A 22502-nucleotide genomic window follows, 5' to 3' on the forward strand; every position below is an offset into this window, starting at 1 on the left:
CACAAAGTTAAGCGTGAAACTATGCATTAAACCGTCAAATAAATTTGGCGGTTTAATTTTATCTTGAATGGATAATGATTTAATCCGCTGTTAAATCCAATTGATCAAGGATATAAAGTGTATTGCCATCGATGATAGTTTTATCTTGATCCAAATACTTTTGTTCCAATACCCCATCCGTTTCAGAAAAAGCATAATCATCATCATTGAGCACTGCTAAATGCTGTTCATCAATCACCCATAGACCTTCAATTTTATCGTGCGGATAGTGTAAACGCGCAACCAAATCCACCACTAAGGTTTTTTCTACTGGGTAGATACCCTGTTGAGCCAGACCACTCCAGCCTGCTGTTAACACATATTGTTCAAGGGTTTGTTCTGCTATCAACAGGCCGAATTGTTCATCTTGCCGAATCGTTGAAGTTGGCTTTAGCTTTTCCAAATCAGTGGCATGTTGCAGATTGATTTTATAAATCCGTTTAAATGCTTGAGGATTATCTTTATAGAAATCATCATCGCGTTCTGCGACTAGAAATTGTGAGGCACTCAATGCGGTTATTGCCGTATTTGAATAAGCCTTCGGACCCCCTTCTTGTTGATACAAATACTGAGAAACGACTTTGCTTTCTAAATCAATCATCACAATACGCACAAGATCTGATTTGCTTACTGAAGCATCGGGATTACTCATGGTGGATTGCATAATGCCCACCAGCTTTTTTTGATCAGGTGTAATGGTTAAACCTTCCATCCCTCGATTTTGGCGTCGATTGGCATATTCTTGGGGCAATAAATACCCCGATGTTCTGCGCTCATCTAAGACATAGGCATTGATACGGTCGATTTCTAGCCCGTCTGCATTAAAATGCACAATATGAGGACCATATTCATCACTGACCCAGAAAGTACCATCTTTGAGTGCAACCAAACCTTCAGCATCCAATCCAAATTCATCTGTGCCTATGGCTAATTTCTTGCCATCTTGGTCATAGGCGATTTCTTTACTTGCACCAAAATGCTGATTGGGCAAACCAGTAATATTTCTGCCCGTTGGATCTTTTAATAAAATTTCTTTTATTTTCTGAATAGTTCCATCTTTTTTTAACTCAAATAATCCAATTTTAGGAGTATAGTCAGGCTCTAAAAAGATTTTGCCATGATCTTGATTAACGTTATATGTGGTATTCGGCCCACGATCTGTAAGTGCATAGAATTGATACTTTTCTGTAGGGTGTGCTGAAATTTCTGAACCAAACCCACCACAACGAATCTCGATAAAATGGCCAGGTTTTGCACCATCAGGAATATTGTGAATGTTTAAAACTTCATAAGGTAAACGCACGCCTTGGCTAAATTTTTTATAAAGCTGAGGATCTGTATCAATATTGTTTGGGTGGATATGCTGTTCAGAAGACAATAAGTCCATGTTCCAATCTCATTTTTTAATATTCTGATTATTTTTTATCATGAAATCAGATAAACCACAGTAAAAGAAATGCGATAAACTGTGTAGAAACACCTTCAAAGTCAATATAAATGAAAAGATTTTTCGCCCTATCACTGATTGTTTGTTCTGCATCGCTACAATTGGCATATGCTGGGACGACGTTTAAAAAAGTTTCTGAGTGTCAGAGTGATTATTTTAATGGCGATTACTGTTCTAAAGCCAATCTTGCCAAATATAAAAATGCGCTTAAAACAATGCAGCCCAATTTTGATAAAAAATATATTTTACTCAATACGGGAACTTCAGATTCTTTAGAAATGGTTGCTTTAGATACCCAAACGGGTATTGCCTATCCACTCAATTATCAGTTTACGGGTTGGGAAGATAATGAAGGCAATGTCAAAAAGAAGCCCACTTATACATTTGCATTGAATGACTCAAAATTATGCTTAATGGGTTCACAATTCGATGGTGATCACCCTGGCACACATGAAACCTATAGCAATATTAAAAATTGTTTTAGTATCAATCATCAATATGGCCATACAAACTTTGAATCAAATTACGATGATCAGGTTCAATATCACTATGATAACAAAAGCAAAACATGGAAGCCTTATTCTCGTTAAATTTTAGATCCATAAAAAAAGAGGCTTTCGCCTCTTTGTTAAATTTAACAATCCGTTCAATATCGGACTTAAACTAATTCAGGTTTAGTCAATTCAGTCATTGGCCAACGTGGTGTTGTCGTCACCGATAAACCATCTTTTTGTCCAGCTTTTAAACGCTGATAACCTGCAAACGCAATCATTGCACCATTATCTGTACATAAAGCAGGTTCTGCATAATAAACCGTTGCTTTAATTTTAGCTAAATCTGCTTCTAAACGCTCTCTTAAACGTTTATTGGCACTGACACCGCCCGCAATCACCAAACGTCTTAAACCCGACTGTTTTAATGCTTTAATCGACTTTTTGACCAAAGTATCCACTAAAGCTTCTTGGAATGAAGCTGCAATATCTGCATCACGTTGTTCTTCACCCAATTTTTTTAACTGCACTGAAACAGCAGTTTTTAGACCACTAAATGAAAAATCTAGCCCTTGATGCAACATTGGACGTGGAAATTCAAACGCGTTTTTGTCACCTTGTTCCGCCAATTTTGAAATATTTGGACCACCCGGATAAGGTAATTTCAACATTTTTGCGACTTTATCAAAAGCTTCACCAGCGGCATCGTCAATCGACTCACCTAGAATTTCGTACTCACCTATTGCATGTGCTGCCATCAATTGAGTGTGTCCACCTGACACTAATAATGCGACAAACGGAAATTCAGGTGGATTTTCGGATAATAATGGAGCAAGCATATGACCTTCCATATGATGCACGCCAATTGCGGGTTTATTCAGCGCAAAAGCCAAGGTGCGACCAAATAATGCCCCTGTCATCAGTGCACCCATTAAGCCAGGGCCGCGCGTATACGCCACTGCATCGATCTCTGATTTTCTTACACCGCTTTGCTCAAGCAACTGATTAATCAGAGGAATTAACTTCCGAACATGATCACGAGAGGCCAATTCAGGGACCACACCACCATACTCTGCATGCAATTTAATTTGACTATATAACACCTGTCCTCTTAAGCCGACTTCATTGTCATAGAGCGCTAATCCTGTTTCATCACATGAAGTTTCTAAGCCCAGAACGATCATTAAATTGCCTTTTACCCATTTCAAAATATTGCTAAAGCTATTATAGACTTGTGGTATGAGATGTAAATGAGTAAAATACTGACCTTCACTTGTGATCTAGGGTAATTCGACCCTGATCTTATCCATAACTTAATGAGGATTCTTCATGCCACAAGTTAAATTGAAAGAAGGCGAACCAGTAGACGTAGCTATCCGTCGTTTCAAACGTTCATGCGAAAAAGCTGGTGTTTTAGCTGATGTTCGTAAACGTGAATTCTACGAGAAACCTACTCAAGAACGTAAACGTAAAAAAGCTGCTGCTGTTAAACGCTACCAAAAGAAATTGGCGCGTGAATCAGTACGTACTACTCGCCTTTACTAAGATTAATTTGTGATTGATTGACTCACCTGGACAGATAAATGACTACTTTAAAAAACCAAATAACTGATGTTTTAAAAGCAACAATGCGTGCTAAAGAAATGGGTAAGTTAACGGTAATTCGTGGTCTACAGGCAGCAATCAAGCAAATCGAAGTCGATGAGCGCATAGAGCTTGACGATACTCAGGTTCTTGCGGTCATTGAAAAGCAAATCAAACAACGTAAAGAATCGGTCAAAGCCTTTGAAGGTGCAGGCCGTGAAGATTTAGCTAGTAAAGAACAAGCCGAAATTGAGGTGTTATCTCAGTTTCTACCTGAAGCTATGTCAGAGGACGAGCTTGATTCTCTCATTGCGCAAACAATTACTGCGCAAGGTGCAACTAGCATGAAAGATATGGGTAAGGTGATGAATTCTCTACGTCCGATCATAGCCGGACGTGCCGATCCAGCACAAGTTTCTGCAAAAATTAAAGCAAAACTTGGCTAAACCCAACGTTCTTAAATCTGAATTTCTGTTTGATTTGGTCTATTTAACAACTTAAATAAAAATTATTTTGCAATGAAATAGTTTCTTGTTAAATAGCCCAAAATCGTCAATCTACAATATCAGTTAATTTATTTTCTATCTGATAATGGCAAATATCTCTAAAGCCACCATCGACTGGATTCTGTACAGATTGATATTGAATATCTTTAAGCAAAAACCCTGCTTTTTCACATAATTTTCGTGCCAATATATTTTCTACATCGACATAAGCATTTAAACCCCAAAAATTCCATTTCGAGAATAAACTACTTACAAATAGTGTTAGCGCTTGTGCCATATAACCTTTTTGTTTAAATTTTGAGTTTCCCCAAAACCCAATAGATGCAGTATTTTGCAACCAATCAATTGCATGGATATCGACAACCCCTAAAAAATCATCAGTTTCTTTTAAACGGATAATAAATACAAAGTTCTCTTTATTTAACAACGCCACCAAACGAGATTGGCAGAATGCCATTGAAGCTGGCAAATTAGGCTCTTCCAATGCCCATGCGAGACTTGCAGGAAACTTTCTAAGCTCGGTTAAAGTATTTTTTATTGCACTATATAAATCTTCAGCATCAGATACTTGAATGATGTTGAGAACAATCTGCTCATTCTCAATTTGAAATTGGCTAAAATCCATAAATGATGTGGCTCAGATGTAAGATGTTAAAGATAAACCTATTTCAAATCACACTGAATATTATATTTTTTTAGTAACTGCATTTCAGGTGACAACATCACTTTATCAATCACATTTTGTTTGGTCATAGATTGCGCTGATGGTGGGAGGTATTGACGATTTTCATCTGTCGTTTTATACATATCATCGACATATTTTTTAACAATACCGCAGAATTCTGACTCTTGTTGCGGGTTAAACTGGCTCAATTTCGGATCTAGACTACGCAAAAAAAATTTCATGTCGGCACTGTATTGCGTCGAAATACGCTCAACTTCTCGAACATAGCTTTCTGGTACTGCTGCAAATGTTGAGTGAGCATAGAAAAAAATGCTGCATGCGATTAAAATTTTCTTCATGTGAATCAAATACTTTATTATAACTTTAAGTGATTTTAGCTTAACCTGTTCAAGCAAGAATAGAAAGTAAATTTTCTTTAATGGCACATTTAAAATTACCCATTATTTTTTAGTTTTTAACTCAAGTTTTAAGTTCTTTAAATGTTATTTTTAAATTTTTAACTTCAGCTCATCTTGCATCACTTTTAAGCGTGTATCGATACGGGCACTCATCGCATTATTCTCTTTAGCCAAACGCTTGGCATGTAAAAGTGATTTAATCGCATTTTCTTCATCACCAGACCAATACTGAACTTCTGCCCGATTTCTCAGCACATTGACTGTACGCATTGGATTCTTTTTATCTAAATTTGCCGCTTGTTGTAACAGTTGCCAGCCAATAATATCTTTATTATTTTTATTCACAAAACGATTAACCAATTGCTCAGCTTCTTTGGGCTTCTGCTGTCGAATATAAACTTCGGCTAATTTATAACTTAATGCACGATTTTCTGGGGTTATGATTTGCTTACTGATGATGGTTTGATAGGCATCATCTAATTTATTTCGCCCTAAATAAATATCAGTTTGAATCAAAGTGACCAAAGTATGCTCAGCGTTGACCTTCTTGGCTAAATTCAGCTGCGTCTGCGCATTGTCATAATCACCTTGCAGCAAATAAAATTCACTTAAAGCCAATAAACCCGCTAAATTATTCGATTGTGCTAAAGCCAGCAATTGACGGTCAGTGGCTTGTCCCGAAATCACTGCGGTATACCATTTAATAATATCAAAATCAGATTGCTGAGCACGAAAAGGAACTTTTGGAAATTGATTTGCCCTTAATCTTGCTTCACTCATACGCTCTGTTGTTAAGGGATGAGTTAACCAAAAATCAGGTAAAAAACTTAACCGACTGGTAGAACGATGCATGGTTTCAAAGAAATCAGCCATACTTTCTGGGTCATATCCAGCCCCATACATAAACTGCATGCCGATCCGATCAGCTTCACGTTCTTGATTTCGGCTATAACTGAGTTGCTTGTCCATCAATGCAGCTTGTGTACCCATCATCACTGCACCACCAATATCACCATCCGCTTTGGACGCCAATGCAGCGCCAACAATGATTCCAGCAAGCGCCAACAAACCTTGACCTTTAAATGCTTCCTGTGAACGGCTGTAATGACGTTGTGTGACATGGGCAATTTCATGTCCCATTACACTGGCAACTTCATCCATGTTACTTGAAGCTGTAACCATTCCACTATTTAAGGCAAACATCCCCCCAGGTACTGCAAATGCATTGATCTGAGCATCTTTAATCACCACCAACCCTACAGGTTGTGAAAGTTGGGTTTGCCTGAGAATTTTTGAAAAAACCAGCATAAACTGGTCTTCCAGCCAAGGATCTTGCAGAACTGGCATTCGCTGTTGCACTTGACGATAAACTGTTTCACCAATGGTTTTTTCTTTTTGTTGATCAAGAAACCCCACCCCACTGCCAATCTCAGGTACTTCAAATTGAGTACTATTCTGAGTTTGCAGAAAATCATCAGCTGAGCTAATTGAAGTGCTTAAGCAGAGACAAAGGCTGAGAAAGGTCTTGTTCAATTGATCGTCCCAATTATTTTAATATTCTAAATATAACATTGAATTTAGTACAAATTCGCAATGAAGTGTTAGGGGGCTGTAAACATTTCATATGTAATTTGCATTGTCAGCAAACATTCAACGTCAACTAGAAGTTTTCATTGACTAAATATCTTGGTGTGCGTTGTTCCAAAGCATCGACTAAATTTTGAAAAGCCAGTTCCGCCATTTTCTTGCGCGTCTCGGCGGTTGCTGAACCGATATGCGGTAAAGTCACGACATTATCCAACTCAAACAATGGCGATTGTTGCAACGGTTCTTTTTGGTATACATCTAGACCCGCAGCAAAAATTTGACGGTTCTGTAAAGCCTCTGTTAATGCCTGTTCATCCACCACCGAACCACGTGCAATATTGACAAAAACAGCATGCTTTTGCATCAAAGCAAATTCTTGAGCACCGATTAAGGCTTTAGATTGGCTATTTAAATCTACCGCAACCACAACAAAATCAGCTTGTTTTAACAGTGCTTCAAGACTTTTATATTGTGCATTAAACTGTTGTGCAACTTCGATTTTTTCACGGCGATTATGATACAAAATATTCATATTAAAGCCATAAAATCCACGTCGTGCAATAGCAGCACCGATATAACCTAAACCGATTATTCCTAAAGTTTTACCAAAAATTTCTTGACCAAATTGTGTCGCATTGACTGTACGTTGCCACTCACCTTGTTTGGTCCAGTGATCTAGACTCGGTACTTTACGCGCAGCACTCATCAACAAAGTAAACGCTAAATCCGCAGTCGTTTCGGTTAATACGTGTGGTGTATTCGACAACCAGATTTTCTTTTGATTTAAATAATCAACATCGTAATTATCATAGCCCACACTGACAGAGGAGATAATTTTTAATTTTTCTGCAGTGGCTATATTGCTTTCATTAATCAAACGACCCGCACCAATCATTGCATCTGCATCAACAACCGCTTGACGAATTTGTGCATTGATATCGCCTTGCTTAGGATTCAATACAATCAACTGATATTTTTCTGCTAATTTTGCTTGAACTTCTGAGTCGATTTGACTAAATACAACCACTTTTTTATTCATATCCTAGAAAACCTCTCAGTACAGATCTTGAAAACTAATTCAGTTTATTTTGCATAAATTGCCATAGACGGCGTTTTAATAGGGGTTGTTCAATCATCTCTTGTAAACTTGCCAATTCAAACATTTCAGTATTGTTTAAATAAGGCAATTGACCAAGACTGATGACTTTGCGTTCTTGCCTTAAAGCATCAACAAACCCTTGGATATACATCGCAGCCCCTCTTCCATCTTGAAGCTGCACCATTGGAAAAGGCCATTTTAAATCATAAAACTGCCCTACAAGCGCCTGCTGTATATTGCCCCATAGCGTGAATTGGTCAGCGCTGATTTGAGTACAATCGACAAAGATGACACAGCTTTCAATGCAATAGGCTTGGATTTCAAATGGCGCAATTTGTAATGCAGGCTCAACAGTAAAGTTTGTCTGTTGCTGAATTTGCTCAGGTGCCGAAATCTCTTCAGTTTGCTGTGTTTCAGGATTGCGTTTTAATAAAGAAACTTCAGGCTGATGAGCTTTTTCAATCTGTGGCGGCTGTACTTTTTGATTTTCTGGTTTTGCATCTGATTGAGTTGAATGCGTGTTCAACTCAGGCACAACAGCAATATCCTGTTCAACTTGAGCAATATCACGGTATAGCGCATTTTCATAATGACGTGTTTGAACATCAACCTTGGGGATCCAAAGCTCTATTCCCATCGTAGCCAAAATGCTACGCTGATGTTCTGATACGTTCATATTCATTATGGATTCAATACACTCTATTCAAGCTATATTTTAGCTGTGTTTTGACTTTTTTGTCGCACTAATCAAAGTAAAAAAACACGATAAATTAAATTTAAGCGCAAGAATATGTTACATGCTGATTTTAGCGACAATCATTGAACACCAACTCACTATAAAGATGTGATTAAAATTCCGTACTTTGCCGTAAGATACATCCCCTGACGAATGATATCTGTACCATTGGCATGATGAACTTTGAGTTCTTGAGTCAACACATCAAATTGAAAAGCATCATAACAATCTTGATGTTGGCATAACCAATTTAAAGTATCAGCAAGATGTTCATCGACAATATAATTTTCAGCTAAAAAATCTTTAGACATTATGATTCAAAGACAATAAAACAAGAATAGCATTATTCTAACGTAAATTTAGCAATACTTAAAAAACCAAGACAGCCTTAAGCAATAAAATAAAACAGCCATATGCAATCAAACGAGGACATCTATCACCATAAGATTGAATGAATCAGCTTGCAAAACTAGATTTTTATTATTTTCATTTAGAGATATAACGCTTTCTAAATATCACCATATTTTATCGAATGATCATAATATAGTGATATTTTGCGATCGCTTCTAGAAAATTAATGATGAGCACCACACTTACGGCACTCTTTAACCACAATATTATGTCCAATTTCATATTCAAAACTGTGGATACACAATAATTTTCTGATCTTTTGAAACATTCTAAAACTCCTTTTAATATGTCACGTCAATATAGTTTCATCCTAAAACATCAATGCCTTAACAAGACATGTAATATGTTTAGCACATATACATATATCTGAATAATACTTTTCCCTAGTTCTTTAGTCTGATACCCCACATTTCTTGATCAAATTTTCAAATTGTGATAATCCAACTAAGCTATTGTTTTTTATTGGTTAAAAGAATAAAAATGTTGCAAAAATATATTGTTTTTAAGCTTGATTTAATCTGACTTTTATATAGGATGAAATGATAGCTTTTTCTATTTAACAATTTTTTTCACTTAGAAAGCTTCTGAGAAAAATACAATTTAAGCCTATCAACAAGATTATAAAGGAATTTTATATGCAAGGACGTATGATGCAGCAACCATTATTAATCAGTAGCCTCATTGAGCATGCTACGCGTTATCATGGTGATACTGCGATTATTTCAAAAAATACCGATGGCACGATTACAAAGACAGATTGGACACATGTAAGCGAAAACGCTAAACGCTTTGCCAATGCACTTGCTGGACTGGGTTTAGGCTTAGGTGACCGAGTTGCAACGATTGCATGGAATAATCATCGTCATCTTGAATCTTGGTATGCAATTTCCGGAAGTGGCTTGGTCTGTCACACCATCAACCCTAGACTCTTTCCTGAACAATTGATCTTTATTATCAATGATGCTCAAGACAAAGTGGTGTTATTTGATAAAACCTTTTTACCGCTAATCAAAGCAGTGAAAGCCCTTACCCCTCATGTAGAACATTTCGTTTATCTGGGTGCTTTTGACCAAGATATTGCCGATGCCCTCCCAGATGTTAAATTCTATGATGTGCTGATTGCAGAACATTCTGTACAGTACGAGTGGCCAAATTTTGAGGAAAATACCGCAAGCTCGCTTTGCTATACCTCAGGAACAACGGGCAATCCAAAAGGCGCTTTGTATAGTCATCGCTCAACCATTTTACACACCTATGCGATCGCACTGCCCGACTCACTAAATTTATCTGCAAAAGATATTATGTTACCTGTGGTTCCCATGTTCCATGTCAATGCTTGGGGTACACCTTATGCCGCAGCAATGGTCGGTTGTACATTGATACTCCCGGGCCCGGGTTTAGATGGTGCCAGCTTAGTGCAAATGATTGATGAATATAAAGTCAGTATTGCGCTCGGTGTACCAACGATTTGGCAAGGCTTGCTTGCCGCAGCAAAACAATCTGGTAGCGCTCTTGAAAGCCTTAAACGCAATGTCGTTGGCGGTTCAGCTTGCCCACCTGCGATGATGAAAGCATTTAGAGACATCTATCATTGCGAAACTATTCATGCATGGGGCATGACTGAAATGAGCCCATTGGGCACAGGCAACCAACTTAAAGCCAAACACCTAAATTTAAGTGAAGAAGAACAATTTAAAGTTCGCTTGTCTCAAGGTCGCCCACCTTTTGGCGTAGATTTACGTATTACCGATGAAGAAAATGGTACACATGAAGTTGCCCGTGATGGACATAGCACGGGGAATCTGCAAGTCAAAGGCCATTGGATTATTGAATCTTATTATGGCAAATCTGAAAAAGCGTTAAGTGCTGATGGTTGGTTTGATACCGGTGATATCGCCACGATTAATGAGGACGGCTATCTGCTGTTAAGTGATCGTGCCAAAGATTTAATTAAATCAGGTGGTGAGTGGATTTCTTCTGTTGAGCTTGAAAACATTGCCATGAATCATCCTGAAATTGCGATGGCTGCTGTGATTGCAGCAAACCACCCAAAATGGGATGAACGCCCAGTGGTGATTGCGATTAAACAGCAAGGTAGTCACATTACTGAGCAAGAACTATTGGATTACTATGCAGATAAGATTGCGAAATGGCAAATCCCAGACAAAGTTATTTTTGTTGAATCCATTCCTTTAACAGGTACCGGTAAAATGTTAAAGCGTGATTTACGTGAACAATATGGAGATGTGTTATTAACTGAATAACGCCATTGAAGCGCTTTAGGGTGTAACGCCTTCCTCAAATCAGTTTTGAAAGCCCAATATTTCATTGGGCTTTTCTACTTCTAAAAAAATAAATATTCAACCCATGATCAGTCTTAAACAATCAGTATAAATCAGCAAGACAAGTGCAATATAAAGATCTTTAATATACTCGCCTATTGGCTTTTAATAGCTATGTACAAGATCTTTGCGCTGCTCACATCAAGCATTTTACGATGCGCTTTGTTTAGCTCAATGATTCATCTCATTTGATTTAAGCATAAAAAACTCGGATCGTAATCCGAGTTTTTCAATATTGATCAACTACATTTCAATACCGATTGCATTTAAAATGTTTTGGCTAGAATCTCCAATGATAGAACACGTCAATGGCTTTTTCTAAAGACTGGCTGGCTTCCAGATATAAACGTTTATTCATTTGATAACGTAAAGTCAGTTTATTCACTGGTGTAAATACCCCCACACCATAGCGAATATACAAGTCAGGGGTAATATAACCCGTCAAACTGACCTGCGTATCATCCCCAGTCCCTTGTGCATCAAAAGACAAACCACTTAAACCAAATGTACGTCCAATTTGATTGGTAAATGCGCGCGTTCCCCCTAGCCCCAAACTGATCCCTGCTGCTGCAATCGTATTGTTTACATCCGATTTAAATCCTTCAGCATTACTTAAGCCACTAGAACCTTCATTAATACGTCCTGTAATTAAAGCATTCATCGCTTCTTGATCTGATAAACCAGCATCATTATAAACTTGAATGTTTGGACTAGAAGCTGTGCCTGTAATACGTAGACCTACGGTACTGCCAGAAATACTCTTATTGGTATCGACATCCAATGTAGGATTAGACAATGGACCATTAAAACGAGCAATGGCACGATTTAAGTCTAAGCGCTGACCATAAGCTTCAACGGTTACTTTTTGACTGACACCAATCGCACCATTGGCACGCATTGCAGTTTCCAAACCACGTTGAGAAAGGTAAAGACGGCCCACCAATGGAATACGACTATTAAAGCCTTGGAAAATAACTTTATCGCCCAAGTTTACTGAAACATCTGCACGTATAGACCACGGCTGTGCTGCTTTAAGCACTGCTAGCTGATTTTGACCTTCTTTTACAATACGGACATCAGGTGACACATTGACTACGGTTGCACTGGATTCAGGCATTGAAATTAATGCACTAGGTACATCAACTTTACCTTTAACGGTCAGTTTCTTACTTAAAGGTAAAGCATCCAATTCAATATCAGTATCGACAACTGCAGTGATCAACGGTGCTTGACGAATCAGCAATTTATCGCCATTGAGACGTAATTGTATATGTGGATCATTTTTCCAATCGATACTGCCATTAATTTTACCGACACCACGACCACTGTTAAATGCACCATTAATTGTTGCAACGTCTTGACGAATTGAAGTGTAAATCTGAACATTATTCAAATTCACAGGCAGTGAAATCATACTAATTTCACCATTTTTCAAGCGCATTTCACCATCAAACAATGGTTGTGTCAGCGTGCCGTTAATTTTTCCTGCAAGTGATAAAGTCCCATCAAGCTTACGTACATCAGCAATAAATGGTTTTAAGATTTTCAGCTGAACTTCATTAAATGCCACCTCACCACGCATCGGCTTAGACTCGACATATGGGTTGACAATGATGCTGGCATAGCCTGTTCCGACATTCGGTGCTTTTAAATCAACACGCAACAACAAGCCATCTTTTATGCTTTTCGCAATTACACTGGCTTCGTCATAGTTCATCGAAGTTGAAGGATCATTCGGATCTTCTGCTGCAATACCAATTTGCCCATTCCGGGTAACCAGCTTAGCATCTAATTTAGGTTGTGCACCTTTCGCCCATGATGCTTTTGCATAACCATTTAATTTCCCCGTCAGTGCCAAACCTTCTGGCATAAACGCAGCAAAATCATTCAGATCTAAATTTTTAGTAACAAAGGAAACATTACCATTTTGCTGACTTGCGCGGATCGGTTGATCAAAACACAATTGGCTTTGCTGACTTGACCAACAATGCTGCCCAACATATAACTCCGATTTTGACGCGTTAAAAATAACTGGTGCATTTTGTTGTTGTAATAAGTGTGCTCTTACTGAGTCAAACTCACCTTTTTGAATCTGCCCTAACCAATCATTTTGCGCATTAAATCCACCTGCAAGCTGTACATAAAACTTGGAATAATAGTTCCATGCCTGAAGCTGTAATAAATGTGCTTTACGTGTGCCAGAAAGTGTAATCCCTGCATGCTGAATCTCACGGTTTCCACTGCGCAAAGTATCCATTTGCGCCACCATTTTCGACGCTACAGTTTCAGAAGTTGGTAATTCACCTTTTAAGCTTAATTTTTTAATGCTTAGGCTATCATTAAAACTAAAATTATCGACTGTGAGGTTTGCAGTTGCACTCAGACGTGGCTGTGCTTGTAGATTCAAATAACCATATGCTGTGCCACGTAATCCCGGATAAAGCTCATATAATGCAGGTGCATTGACTTTTAATCGTAGATTCTGTGCATTTCCTGTCGCCTGAACTTGGTTATTGGCATAAGACAAAAATAAGTTGTTGGCTTCAAATTGCTGTGGCATCAAGCCTTTTAAATCAGAATTTAAAACAACTGCAAGGTTACCGCGTCCTCTCAATGGTTTGTTATTGATCATGCCTGCAATATTCAATTGTTGAATATTAATTCTCTTCAGACGATCTGACCAATTCCCCTGAGTCTTCACATTCCCAGAAACTTCACCACGGACAGAAGAAACAAAATATTGTGGTTTAAAACGCACCAAAGATGCGTTGATATCCCAACCGATGCCATTGCTGATATGCACCAAGCCATTGGCTAAGATTTTTCCAGCAACACCATCATGCTGTAGCTCAGATATTTTAATTAGCTCTGGTGTACCTGCAACTCTGATCTTTAACAAGCCACTGCCTTGTTTTAGCTGTGACGCATTTAATGCCCCGTCATAATTCACAGCAAAGCCTTTAAATGCTCCACCAGCATTGGCATCATTGAAAATAACTGCGGCTGTACTTTTACCTGTCAATTGGATTGTTTCAGGGTTGGCTTGATTTGCAAGTCGCCCAGTTAAATTAATCGCATCAAAATTAATCAATTGTTGATTTGGTTTCGCATAACCATTGGCTTTTATTTGCCCATTGATTAAATCTACTGGTGCAGTTGCGACAATACTTTGTGGATTAAAATCTTTTGCATTGAGTAAGGCATTCCATTTTAACTGGCGTTTTTCAGTAGGTAATTCAACAACTGCGTTTCCAGATAAACTGCCTTTCGTTGCCACATATTCAAATGCTGGTACGTGTAGATCATTGCCTTTTAGGTCTAACTGAGCTGTGTATTTGCCCTCAGGTAAACTGCCTTTTTCATGTTGACGTACAACGGTTGCCACATGAATATTTTGCTGATCGTCAACCAGTGCAACTTCAACCTGACCTTGTTCACTGCTCAACCAGCCCACATAAGGCACGGCTCGGTCGATATTTTTCCAGTTAACCCCCAATAACATCGGTTCAGGCTTTTTACCCTTTTGCTCAGCTTGATCTAATTTAACCTTCCAAGCTTCATATTTATCAAAATCAACATTGGCGGTTAAATGCATACCTTGTTTTAATTCGCCCACTGAACCAATTTTGGCATCAAGGGAAACAGGTAAAAAGTCTTGAATCACTTGTGGGATAATTTTATCTTTTGGATTGATTCGATCTAAACGGCCTTGCACATCCCAATGCACATGATCTTGCCAACTGACCAAACCTGCAAGATTTAAAGCACCACCCATCAATTGACCATTTAAATTATTAATATTCAACTGATTGGTTAAATCGGTATATGCTAAAGCAGTATATTGACCTTGTGGGATATTTTTACCACTAATGTCTGTGTTGATGTCTAAGTTTAAGCCTTTAACATCGCCTTGAAATTTCGCCAAGCCATTTTTAGACAGTAATTCTTGTTCCTGCAACAACGGCCAATGATAATCTTTAAAAACCAAAGCACCATTCATTGGAACATCATGACGCATCGGATGGATCACCGCCCAGCCCGTTAAAAGATCGGGCGTTTTCGTTGCAACACCCGCTTTAATCGTGTCGAGTGAGCCACGCGCATGTACGTAAATATCTTCAACATTCAAACTTTTTAAACTCGGGATCCGCAAAATTGCTTTGGCATTCAGTGGATAATCGCCTTGCTTAAAGTTCATATTACCTGTCGCGTCTTTTACAGATAAATAGCCCATGTCCATTTTAGAGTTTTCAAACTTCAGCTCTGTACCCGACCACAATGCATTTTCTAAATGAATATCGTTAAAATCAATTTTTGTAGAGGCAGTTTGCAACTGCATATGATCTACATTCGCTTCATCTAAACGTAAAACAAAAGGTAACTTGATTTCGCTAAACTTAAAGGGTTCATCGCTTGGTGGTGTTTTGCTGATAATTCTTAAATTGTTAACATCAGCATGGCTCAAATGAATTTCTTTATCTAATATTGCGCGCCAACCCAAGGAAACATCCGCACGATCAATTTTGACATCAACCGCAGCGAGAGTGACCAAAACATTTTTAAGTATGATCCCTTGAAGCAAGTTACCGCTTTCATATTGGTAATCAATAATTTTCTGGCTTGAAGCAACCCGATCCAATAAAAACTTACTGCCTTTATCGGTACTAAACATCACAGCCAATGCAGCAATCAATAAAATAATGACCAAAAGCAATGACATCAGAATATTACGCAATATATTGCGCTTCTTCGGTGTCTGCTCTTGCTTTAGTTGATCATTTTGCTGTTCATTTTGAACATCTTGATGTTCTTCATCAGCCATAATATTTCCAGTAATTCTCTTATATTTTTAGTTAATTAAAGTTGTGAACCAATAAAGAAGTGCAGTCGAATTGGGCGAGCAGGATCTGAAACACCTGATGCAACATCAATTCGAATCGGACCAATTGGTGACTTCCAACGGATTCCTAAGCCTAAGCTATATTGGGTATCGTTACTAAATGATTTATCGTAAGCATTACCAAAGTCACTGAATATTGCGCCACGCCAACCCTCTTTAAATTGGTAATTGTATTCCAATGAACCGACAGCCAAACCTTGACCACCGACTTTATAACCATATTCCGTTGGAGATAAGCTCTTATAATCAAAGCCTCGCAAACTCTGATCTCCACCAGCAAAATATCTTAAATTATAAGGAACCTGTTCAAAATCTTTGGCAAAAATATAGCCGACATTCAAACCACCAACCACCTGATGATTATCATTTTGACCAAATGAATATAAGCCTTTCCAATCTGCACTGGTGATCGCCATATCCGTATCTGAAAGTAAAGACTGACTGCCAAGTTGAATTTTATAACTTTGCTTATATCCGCGTGTTGGATTGATCCGATTATCACTGGTTGTTTTGGTTGCTTCATAACCCAACAACAATGACTGCTGTTCTTGATTTGAACCAGGAATTAAAAAAGCATCAGGAATATTGGCAATATCTACAGGACCATTTTGAGTAACACGGTCTAAGCGGTAACGCACACCAAGAATATGCTGCCACTCTTTTCTAGACCCTTTAATAATACGGTCTACCCCGGCTACCGCAGACTCAATAACCAAATCCATGTCATTACCAATACCATCACGGGTTTCTCGTTCATAACCCGCAACCAAACTGAAGTAATCATTTAATGGATGTTTATAAGGAATGTTATAGCGAGCATCAATCGCTTGACGAATTTGTGACAATTCCATATTGGCATCAAAAGAATGCCCTAAATGGTTAACAATCGCACGTCTATATTGGCTACGTAAACGTACCCCTGTATCGGTCCCATAACCAATACCTGTCTCTAAACTGTTTAAGCGATCCGCATTTAAAGTCACAATCACAGGAATCTTTTTATTCTCACGTGCCTGATCTTTTAATAGATCATCATCAGATTCTTTTTCTTTCTGCTGCGCTTGAAGTTGCTTTAAGTTCGGATTGACTTCTTCACCTTGCGTTCCCGCAAACTGATTTTCATTGACCACATTTTGGGTCACTTCTTTATCTGACAAATGCGCTTTATCGGCATTGGTTTGCGCTGACAATGTCGTTTCAGTGATTTTTTGCTGATCTACTAAAGCTTGCAGATCTGCGGGAAGCTCAAGTGGTTTTACAATTGCATCCGGTTTAATCGCATCAACCAAGGTATAGTTAAAATAACGTGAGTTGGTTAAGTTATTGGCCAAACCATTGACACGCCATGCGGTGTAATCCGCACCATCTTCCCACGGCGCTAAGGTTTTTAAGATTTTTAAATCGATCGGAAGTGGCTTAGAAGGATCACTCATTCTAAATTCAACATCTTGCAATTTATAACGATCGCCCGTTTCGTACTTTAAATCAATTTTGGCTTTGTTTTGCGGTTGTTCAACTTTGACATCATGTAAACGCCAATAACCATCAAAAAACCCGTTATTCGATGCTGCATCTACTATTCGGCTTTTGGTAGATTCATAAGCACCATGATTGAGAATATCACCTTCTTCTAAATCAGGAAGTACTCCAATAACTTGGAACTGTGCCAGTTTAGCACCTGCCCCTGTAAACTCGATATTTTGTTCAGTCACTTTAACTGGATCATGAGGGGTGACTTTAACCCCTAAATGGGTATCATCGATTTTAGTAAACTTGAATTCTGCATTGTAATAACCTACTGCTTGGGCAGCTTGTACTGCCAGTGTTCTTAACTGTGGCACCGAGCCATTAAAGTCAGAATATGCTTCTTGGGTAAAGGTTCCTAATTTTGCTTTTAAGTTAGTTGCAAGAACCGTAGGCGCCCCCGTCACGGAAACACTGATTTTTGGAATTGGTACGCCGTTGTCTTGCGGCCCACGGATTTTATTGACTAAACTTTTAAAGAAACCAGGTTTAGCCTTTTCTTCATCGCTATTACTCTGTGTATTATCAACCAAGGTTTTACCCGATTGATTTTCCTCTACAGAAATTTTATTGTCCGCACGAATCGTTTGTATAAGCTGATCAACATTGACTGGCGCTTGCGTAATTTCATTCAATTCTTGCTGGGTCGCATTAGTCACTTCAACTTGAGGCGCTTTGGTCACCCCATTACGAAAATTCTGCGCATCCGTTTTTGCATCTTCTGCAACTTTATAAATTTCATTTGCTAAAGACTGATCCACAGCAACAGCAGGTAACTCTTCAAGATCTTCAAATTGGATCGGCTTAAAATCATCTTGCACCCCCATATTTTTTTCTTGTTGTTCAAGCATTTTAACGCTATCGACTTGATCAGTTTGTTGAGCTTGTTGAATTTTCTGATCTAACTGGTCGATCTTTTCGTTGGGTACACCTTGTTGAATGGCTGCTGATTCTAATTGTTCTTGAGTATTGCTGATTTTTTCAGAACTTGTACCGATGGTTTCAGAGCTTGATGGCAAGTTCTGATTGCTTTGTATTTGATCGGCATAACTGACAGGGATCGCAAAAACACTTAAAAAAACACTTGAACATATCAGTTTATTGATATGATAACGGTCAAAGTGTAAATGTACACTATGTGAAAGCACAGATTTTTTAAAATTAATTTTTGCTGGCATACCAAGCTCGAATGACCTAAATTTATTTGTAGAAAGATCAATTATTAAAAATCTTTCAAATACCCAAACCAATTGGTTTTACACATGATTTAAGTTAAAAACATGATACATGATTTTGAGAGATAGTTACCATTTCAACACATTTCTTATATATAACTAAATGAAGTCGTCTACAATGGAAAAAAATGAGCATATTTTAGGGACCCGACGTTTTTTACCGATGTTCCTTACCCAGTTTTTTGGCGCCCTGAATGATAATGTTTATAAACAATCATTATTACTCGTCATTACCTATGGTTGGATTCATCATCAGTCTGCCAATATCAGCACACTCAACAATCTCGCTGCGTTATTGTTTATTCTACCCTATTTCATCTTCTCTGCGACTGCGGGTCAAATTGCAGATAAATACGAACGCTCATTTTTAGTCCGAAATATTAAAATTTTAGAAATCATCATCATGTTGATCGCCTCGGCGGGTTTTTTATTGGGCAATCTTTGGATTTTACTCTTCGCCTTATTTTTAATGGGTACGCACAGTACTTTTTTTGGGCCAATCAAATATGCGATTTTACCTGAAATTTTAAAACCCAATGAACTGATGTCTGGTAACGCCCTGTTTCAGTCAGGTACATCGATTGCGATTCTAATTGGGATGATTTTAGGCGGCGCAGTCATTTCGCTATCACAAGGCAATATGATCTGGATTTGCTTAACCATCGTCTCTATTGCAGTGGTGGGTTATTTATCCAGTCGTTTTGTCCTTAAACAATCTACTTCAAATGAAGACTTAGATATCGATTGGAATTTCTTCCGTACCAGTTTCCAAACCATTCGTTATGCTAAAAGTTTACCGTTAATTTTTATCGTACTTTTAGGCAATTCTTGGTATTGGTTTTATGGTGCAACATACCTCACCCAAATCCCCCAGTTAACCCAGCAAAACCTGCATGCCAATGAAAATGTCGTTAGTTTATTGCTTACCTTTTTTTCTGTCGGCATTGGTGTAGGCTCATTACTGTGTCGTAAAATTGGCGGAGCTGAGGTGAATATCAAAATGGTACCACTTGGTGCGATTGGTTTAACGGTATTTGCACTCTATTTAGCAGGCAGTTTGGCCTTTGTTCCAGAACGAACAAGTGATCTGATTGCAATTCCTGATATGTTTAACTCAGGGGCAATTTATTATCATGTCATGCTTGCGGTGACCTTATTGGGTATCAGTGGAGGTTTTTACATCGTTCCACTTTATGCCATGATGCAAGCCTATGCCCCAAAATCACACCGTGCGCGTGTGGTTGCGGCAAATAACATTTTTAATGCAATATTCATGGTTTCATCGGCAGTTTTTTCTATTCTCATCTTAAGTATTTTGAAAATAGATATTAAAATCTTATTCTGTATCACAGCTGTGCTGAGTGCTATTTTTAGTACTTGGTTATTAATTCGTTTAAAACCATTAATAGCAACAACTCGGGTTTCTTTGGAGGACTAATATGCGTCAATATACTGGCATCGATAAATTGATCAATTCATTTGACCAAGCTTTAAGAAGTTTAGTACCTGGTGCAACTTCGGCACAAAGAAGCAATCCATCCAATGCAGTCGAAACCAAACTGGCTGTCAGTGAAGCACGTCATGTTGCAGGCTTAATGCGCGTCAACCATAGTGGTGAAGTCTGTGCTCAAGCGCTTTATCATGGGCAAGCATTAACGGCCAAACTTCCAAATGTACGTCGGGAAATGGAATTTGCAGCAATTGAAGAACAAGACCATTTGGCTTGGTGTGAGGATCGCTTAAAAGAGCTCGACAGTCATACCAGTTTGCTGAATCCTGTATGGTATGGTCTTTCTTTTGGTATGGGTGCGCTTGCTGGCATTGCTGGTGATAAATATAGTTTAGGTTTTGTAGCTGAAACTGAACGCCAAGTTAGCTTACATTTACAACACCATATCAGTCAGCTTCCAGCTCAAGACGAACGTTCACGTAAAATATTGGTGCAGATGAATGAAGATGAACTGCATCATCGTGATACAGCATTAACTGCTGGTGGTGTAGAGCTGCCTATTCCAGTGAAGATCACCATGACTGCAATTTCTAAACTGATGACCAAGACCAGTTATTTTATCTAATTTATCTCACATCATGATTTAACTGATTTACAAGCCCACTTGCTGGGCTTGTTTTTTTAGCATTTTACAAAGGTCTGCCTAACTCACATTTTGATGTAGCAATATGGATTAAAATAAAAAATTACTCAGCAACGCCCAAAAGTAATTTAGCTGTATTCGGTGCCAACTTTGCAGTTGCAACAGGCAATAAAGATGGATTGAGCGGATATTGAGTTCCATCAAATTTCAACATCACTTGCCCATGCTTTCGGCTATAAACCAGCAATTGCTTCCAACCATTATGCAGATATGTTGTGGCGTAAACTGGCGTATCCACCAAGGTTGTTTTACTTAAAAAGCCAAACTGTTGATTGGGTTTGCCTTGAAAGATCAGCATTGTACAACCACCAGACCCACACCAATCTTGTCCTTTTAAAAGCACGATGGCTTCATCTTGCCCATCTTGATTGAGATCATCAAATGCCACATCAAATAAAGCTTGATCTTGTGTATAAGCATTCACTTTTTGCTTAAGATTGTTATCTCGCTGTTGTAAGGTTTGCACTTCACTTACAGCTTGTGCTGGTGTAACGGATTGTTCAGGTAAATGGCGACATGCACTGAATAAAAGCACACAACTGAATAATGCCAAGGGCTTAAAATACATTGTTTTTAACCGAGTTATTTTAAAGACTATAAAATGATAACTGGAAATTGATCTGTAGAATGTGTGAATAATGCATCTTCCCAAAGATCAGACATCGGCACTTTAACATCCAACGCCAATGGTAGTTTCTTTGGATTAAATTGCATTGCAGTTAAATGAGATCCCCATGCAATGAGATCAATATCCAAGGAAATTTGATGTGATGGGCGTACACGACCTGAGTCTGCTTCCATCTTTTTTAATAAAGATAGCATTTCATCTACAGACAGCTGGCTTTGAACCAAACATGCAGCATTCCAATAATCTGCACCAATTCCATCACGGCATGGAATTAAATAGATTGAAGAAAATGACACCATTCCCAAATGGGCAATCTGAGCAAATGCTTTTTGAAAATTTTGTTGTGGATCGCGATTACTCGCTAGAGCTAGGGCGAATATCATTTCGGTGTCGTTCAAGACGAATTCCTACAGAATTGGCTTGCGGGATAATGGCAGGCTTACGGATCGTAATCATAATCGATTCAATAGGCGGAAAGGTAGAGAAAAGCGTATTCAACACCAATTTGGCCGCATGTTCGATCAATTTTGGCGCAGCATCCTGAATCACTTTGGCAGAAATTTCACAAATTTCAGCATAGTTCAACGTATCGACCAATTCATCTGAGTTAGACGCTTGTTCTAAACTGGTTTGAATGTGGAGATCCAACATTAAAGGTTGGATAATTTGCCGTTCCCAATTGAAGCAGCCAATCACCGTCTCAACTTTCAACCCTTCAATGATAATTGCATCCATGA

The 22502-nt window shown here is 38.4% G+C and carries 19 protein-coding genes; 6 read left to right on the forward strand and 13 right to left on the reverse strand.

All coding sequences use genetic code 11. The annotated features are described in order from the left end of the window. Positions 1-79: 79 nt before the first annotated feature. Complete coding sequence (locus L3V46_RS11670; RefSeq protein ID WP_239045759.1) at positions 80-1426, reverse strand: esterase-like activity of phytase family protein; 1347 nt, start codon at positions 1424-1426, stop codon at positions 80-82. 110 nt (positions 1427-1536) lie between these two features. On the opposite strand from L3V46_RS11670, the gene L3V46_RS11675 reads away from it, so the two are divergent. Then, a complete protein-coding gene (locus L3V46_RS11675; protein WP_239045760.1) occupies positions 1537-2076 on the forward strand; it encodes a hypothetical protein in 540 nt (179 codons plus the stop codon). A gap of 68 nt (positions 2077-2144) precedes the next feature. Here the strand turns inward: L3V46_RS11675 and tsaD are convergent, their stop codons facing one another. After that, positions 2145-3161 carry a tRNA (adenosine(37)-N6)-threonylcarbamoyltransferase complex transferase subunit TsaD gene (tsaD, locus tag L3V46_RS11680; protein WP_239045761.1) on the reverse strand — a complete coding sequence of 339 codons (1017 nt, stop codon included), beginning with the start codon at positions 3159-3161 and terminating at the stop codon, positions 2145-2147. Positions 3162-3306: 145 nt separating this feature from the next. Between tsaD and rpsU the strand changes: the two genes are divergently transcribed. Together rpsU and L3V46_RS11690 are read left to right on the forward strand one after the other, a co-directional pair. Beyond that, complete coding sequence (gene rpsU / locus L3V46_RS11685; protein WP_001136722.1) at positions 3307-3522, forward strand: 30S ribosomal protein S21; 216 nt, start codon at positions 3307-3309, stop codon at positions 3520-3522. 38 nt (positions 3523-3560) lie between these two features. Next, positions 3561-4007 (forward strand): GatB/YqeY domain-containing protein, encoded by a 447-nt coding sequence (locus L3V46_RS11690; RefSeq protein ID WP_004720970.1) that lies wholly within the window; start codon positions 3561-3563, stop codon positions 4005-4007. A gap of 106 nt (positions 4008-4113) precedes the next feature. Here L3V46_RS11690 and L3V46_RS11695 read toward each other — a convergent pair whose 3' ends face one another. From L3V46_RS11695 to L3V46_RS11720, 6 genes are all read right to left on the reverse strand, one after another. Then, entirely contained in the window at positions 4114-4692 is a 579-nt protein-coding gene (locus L3V46_RS11695; RefSeq protein ID WP_034612787.1) for a GNAT family protein, read from the reverse strand. 38 nt (positions 4693-4730) lie between these two features. Next, complete coding sequence (locus tag L3V46_RS11700; protein WP_239045762.1) at positions 4731-5090, reverse strand: hypothetical protein; 360 nt, start codon at positions 5088-5090, stop codon at positions 4731-4733. Between the two features lie 150 nt (positions 5091-5240). Beyond that, positions 5241-6638, reverse strand: coding sequence for a M48 family metalloprotease (locus L3V46_RS11705; protein ID WP_239046772.1), 1398 nt, complete (start codon positions 6636-6638; stop codon positions 5241-5243). Between the two features lie 172 nt (positions 6639-6810). Then, entirely contained in the window at positions 6811-7776 is a 966-nt protein-coding gene (locus L3V46_RS11710; protein ID WP_239045763.1) for a D-glycerate dehydrogenase, read from the reverse strand. 34 nt (positions 7777-7810) lie between these two features. Further along, complete coding sequence (locus tag L3V46_RS11715; protein ID WP_239045764.1) at positions 7811-8518, reverse strand: hypothetical protein; 708 nt, start codon at positions 8516-8518, stop codon at positions 7811-7813. A gap of 152 nt (positions 8519-8670) precedes the next feature. Further along, positions 8671-8883: a hypothetical protein gene (locus L3V46_RS11720; RefSeq protein ID WP_004720981.1), complete on the reverse strand. Its 213-nt coding sequence runs from the start codon at positions 8881-8883 to the stop codon at positions 8671-8673. Between the two features lie 735 nt (positions 8884-9618). On the opposite strand from L3V46_RS11720, the gene L3V46_RS11725 reads away from it, so the two are divergent. Next, positions 9619-11247: a long-chain-fatty-acid--CoA ligase gene (locus L3V46_RS11725; RefSeq protein ID WP_034612804.1), complete on the forward strand. Its 1629-nt coding sequence runs from the start codon at positions 9619-9621 to the stop codon at positions 11245-11247. Between the two features lie 358 nt (positions 11248-11605). On the opposite strand, the gene L3V46_RS11730 is transcribed toward L3V46_RS11725, so the two are convergent. After that, positions 11606-16147, reverse strand: coding sequence for a translocation/assembly module TamB domain-containing protein (locus tag L3V46_RS11730; protein WP_239045765.1), 4542 nt, complete (start codon positions 16145-16147; stop codon positions 11606-11608). 35 nt (positions 16148-16182) lie between these two features. Then, positions 16183-18927 carry a BamA/TamA family outer membrane protein gene (locus tag L3V46_RS11735; protein ID WP_239045766.1) on the reverse strand — a complete coding sequence of 915 codons (2745 nt, stop codon included), beginning with the start codon at positions 18925-18927 and terminating at the stop codon, positions 16183-16185. Between the two features lie 175 nt (positions 18928-19102). Here L3V46_RS11735 and L3V46_RS11740 point away from each other — a divergent pair, with 175 nt between their 5' ends. Beyond that, positions 19103-20422, forward strand: a complete 1320-nt coding sequence (locus tag L3V46_RS11740) for an MFS transporter (RefSeq protein ID WP_239045767.1) — start codon at positions 19103-19105, stop codon at positions 20420-20422. Position 20423: 1 nt separating this feature from the next. Continuing rightward, positions 20424-21059 carry a 2-polyprenyl-3-methyl-6-methoxy-1,4-benzoquinone monooxygenase gene (gene coq7, locus L3V46_RS11745; protein WP_004720993.1) on the forward strand — a complete coding sequence of 212 codons (636 nt, stop codon included), beginning with the start codon at positions 20424-20426 and terminating at the stop codon, positions 21057-21059. 121 nt (positions 21060-21180) lie between these two features. Here the strand turns inward: coq7 and L3V46_RS11750 are convergent, their stop codons facing one another. The 3 genes from L3V46_RS11750 to folB are packed head-to-tail and all read right to left on the reverse strand — an operon-like array spanning position 21181 to position 22500. After that, positions 21181-21705: a hypothetical protein gene (locus L3V46_RS11750; protein WP_239045768.1), complete on the reverse strand. Its 525-nt coding sequence runs from the start codon at positions 21703-21705 to the stop codon at positions 21181-21183. Positions 21706-21731: 26 nt separating this feature from the next. Then, a complete protein-coding gene (locus tag L3V46_RS11755) occupies positions 21732-22163 on the reverse strand; it encodes a 2-amino-4-hydroxy-6-hydroxymethyldihydropteridine diphosphokinase (RefSeq protein ID WP_239045769.1) in 432 nt (143 codons plus the stop codon). Continuing rightward, positions 22120-22500, reverse strand: a complete 381-nt coding sequence (gene folB / locus L3V46_RS11760) for a dihydroneopterin aldolase (protein ID WP_004720998.1) — start codon at positions 22498-22500, stop codon at positions 22120-22122. Before folB ends, L3V46_RS11755 begins: the two co-directional genes overlap by 44 nt. Positions 22501-22502 lie beyond the last annotated feature (2 nt).

Origin of the sequence: Acinetobacter sp. AG3, from assembly GCF_022343575.1 — a bacterium.
GTDB classification, from domain to species: Bacteria; Pseudomonadota; Gammaproteobacteria; order Pseudomonadales; family Moraxellaceae; genus Acinetobacter; species Acinetobacter guillouiae.

Coding starts and splice junctions, on each gene's coding strand:
- L3V46_RS11670 (WP_239045759.1), bottom strand. CDS start 1,426: ATGGACTTATTGTCTTCTGAACAGCATATCCACCCAAACAATATTGAT.
- L3V46_RS11675 (WP_239045760.1), top strand. CDS start 1,537: ATGAAAAGATTTTTCGCCCTATCACTGATTGTTTGTTCTGCATCGCTA.
- tsaD (WP_239045761.1), bottom strand. CDS start 3,161: ATGATCGTTCTGGGCTTAGAAACTTCATGTGATGAAACAGGATTAGCG.
- rpsU (WP_001136722.1), top strand. CDS start 3,307: ATGCCACAAGTTAAATTGAAAGAAGGCGAACCAGTAGACGTAGCTATC.
- L3V46_RS11690 (WP_004720970.1), top strand. CDS start 3,561: ATGACTACTTTAAAAAACCAAATAACTGATGTTTTAAAAGCAACAATG.
- L3V46_RS11695 (WP_034612787.1), bottom strand. CDS start 4,692: ATGGATTTTAGCCAATTTCAAATTGAGAATGAGCAGATTGTTCTCAAC.
- L3V46_RS11700 (WP_239045762.1), bottom strand. CDS start 5,090: ATGAAGAAAATTTTAATCGCATGCAGCATTTTTTTCTATGCTCACTCA.
- L3V46_RS11710 (WP_239045763.1), bottom strand. CDS start 7,776: ATGAATAAAAAAGTGGTTGTATTTAGTCAAATCGACTCAGAAGTTCAA.
- L3V46_RS11715 (WP_239045764.1), bottom strand. CDS start 8,518: ATGAATATGAACGTATCAGAACATCAGCGTAGCATTTTGGCTACGATG.
- L3V46_RS11720 (WP_004720981.1), bottom strand. CDS start 8,883: ATGTCTAAAGATTTTTTAGCTGAAAATTATATTGTCGATGAACATCTT.
- L3V46_RS11725 (WP_034612804.1), top strand. CDS start 9,619: ATGCAAGGACGTATGATGCAGCAACCATTATTAATCAGTAGCCTCATT.
- L3V46_RS11730 (WP_239045765.1), bottom strand. CDS start 16,147: ATGGCTGATGAAGAACATCAAGATGTTCAAAATGAACAGCAAAATGAT.
- L3V46_RS11735 (WP_239045766.1), bottom strand. CDS start 18,927: ATGCCAGCAAAAATTAATTTTAAAAAATCTGTGCTTTCACATAGTGTA.
- L3V46_RS11740 (WP_239045767.1), top strand. CDS start 19,103: ATGGAAAAAAATGAGCATATTTTAGGGACCCGACGTTTTTTACCGATG.
- coq7 (WP_004720993.1), top strand. CDS start 20,424: ATGCGTCAATATACTGGCATCGATAAATTGATCAATTCATTTGACCAA.
- L3V46_RS11750 (WP_239045768.1), bottom strand. CDS start 21,705: ATGTATTTTAAGCCCTTGGCATTATTCAGTTGTGTGCTTTTATTCAGT.
- folB (WP_004720998.1), bottom strand. CDS start 22,500: ATGGATGCAATTATCATTGAAGGGTTGAAAGTTGAGACGGTGATTGGC.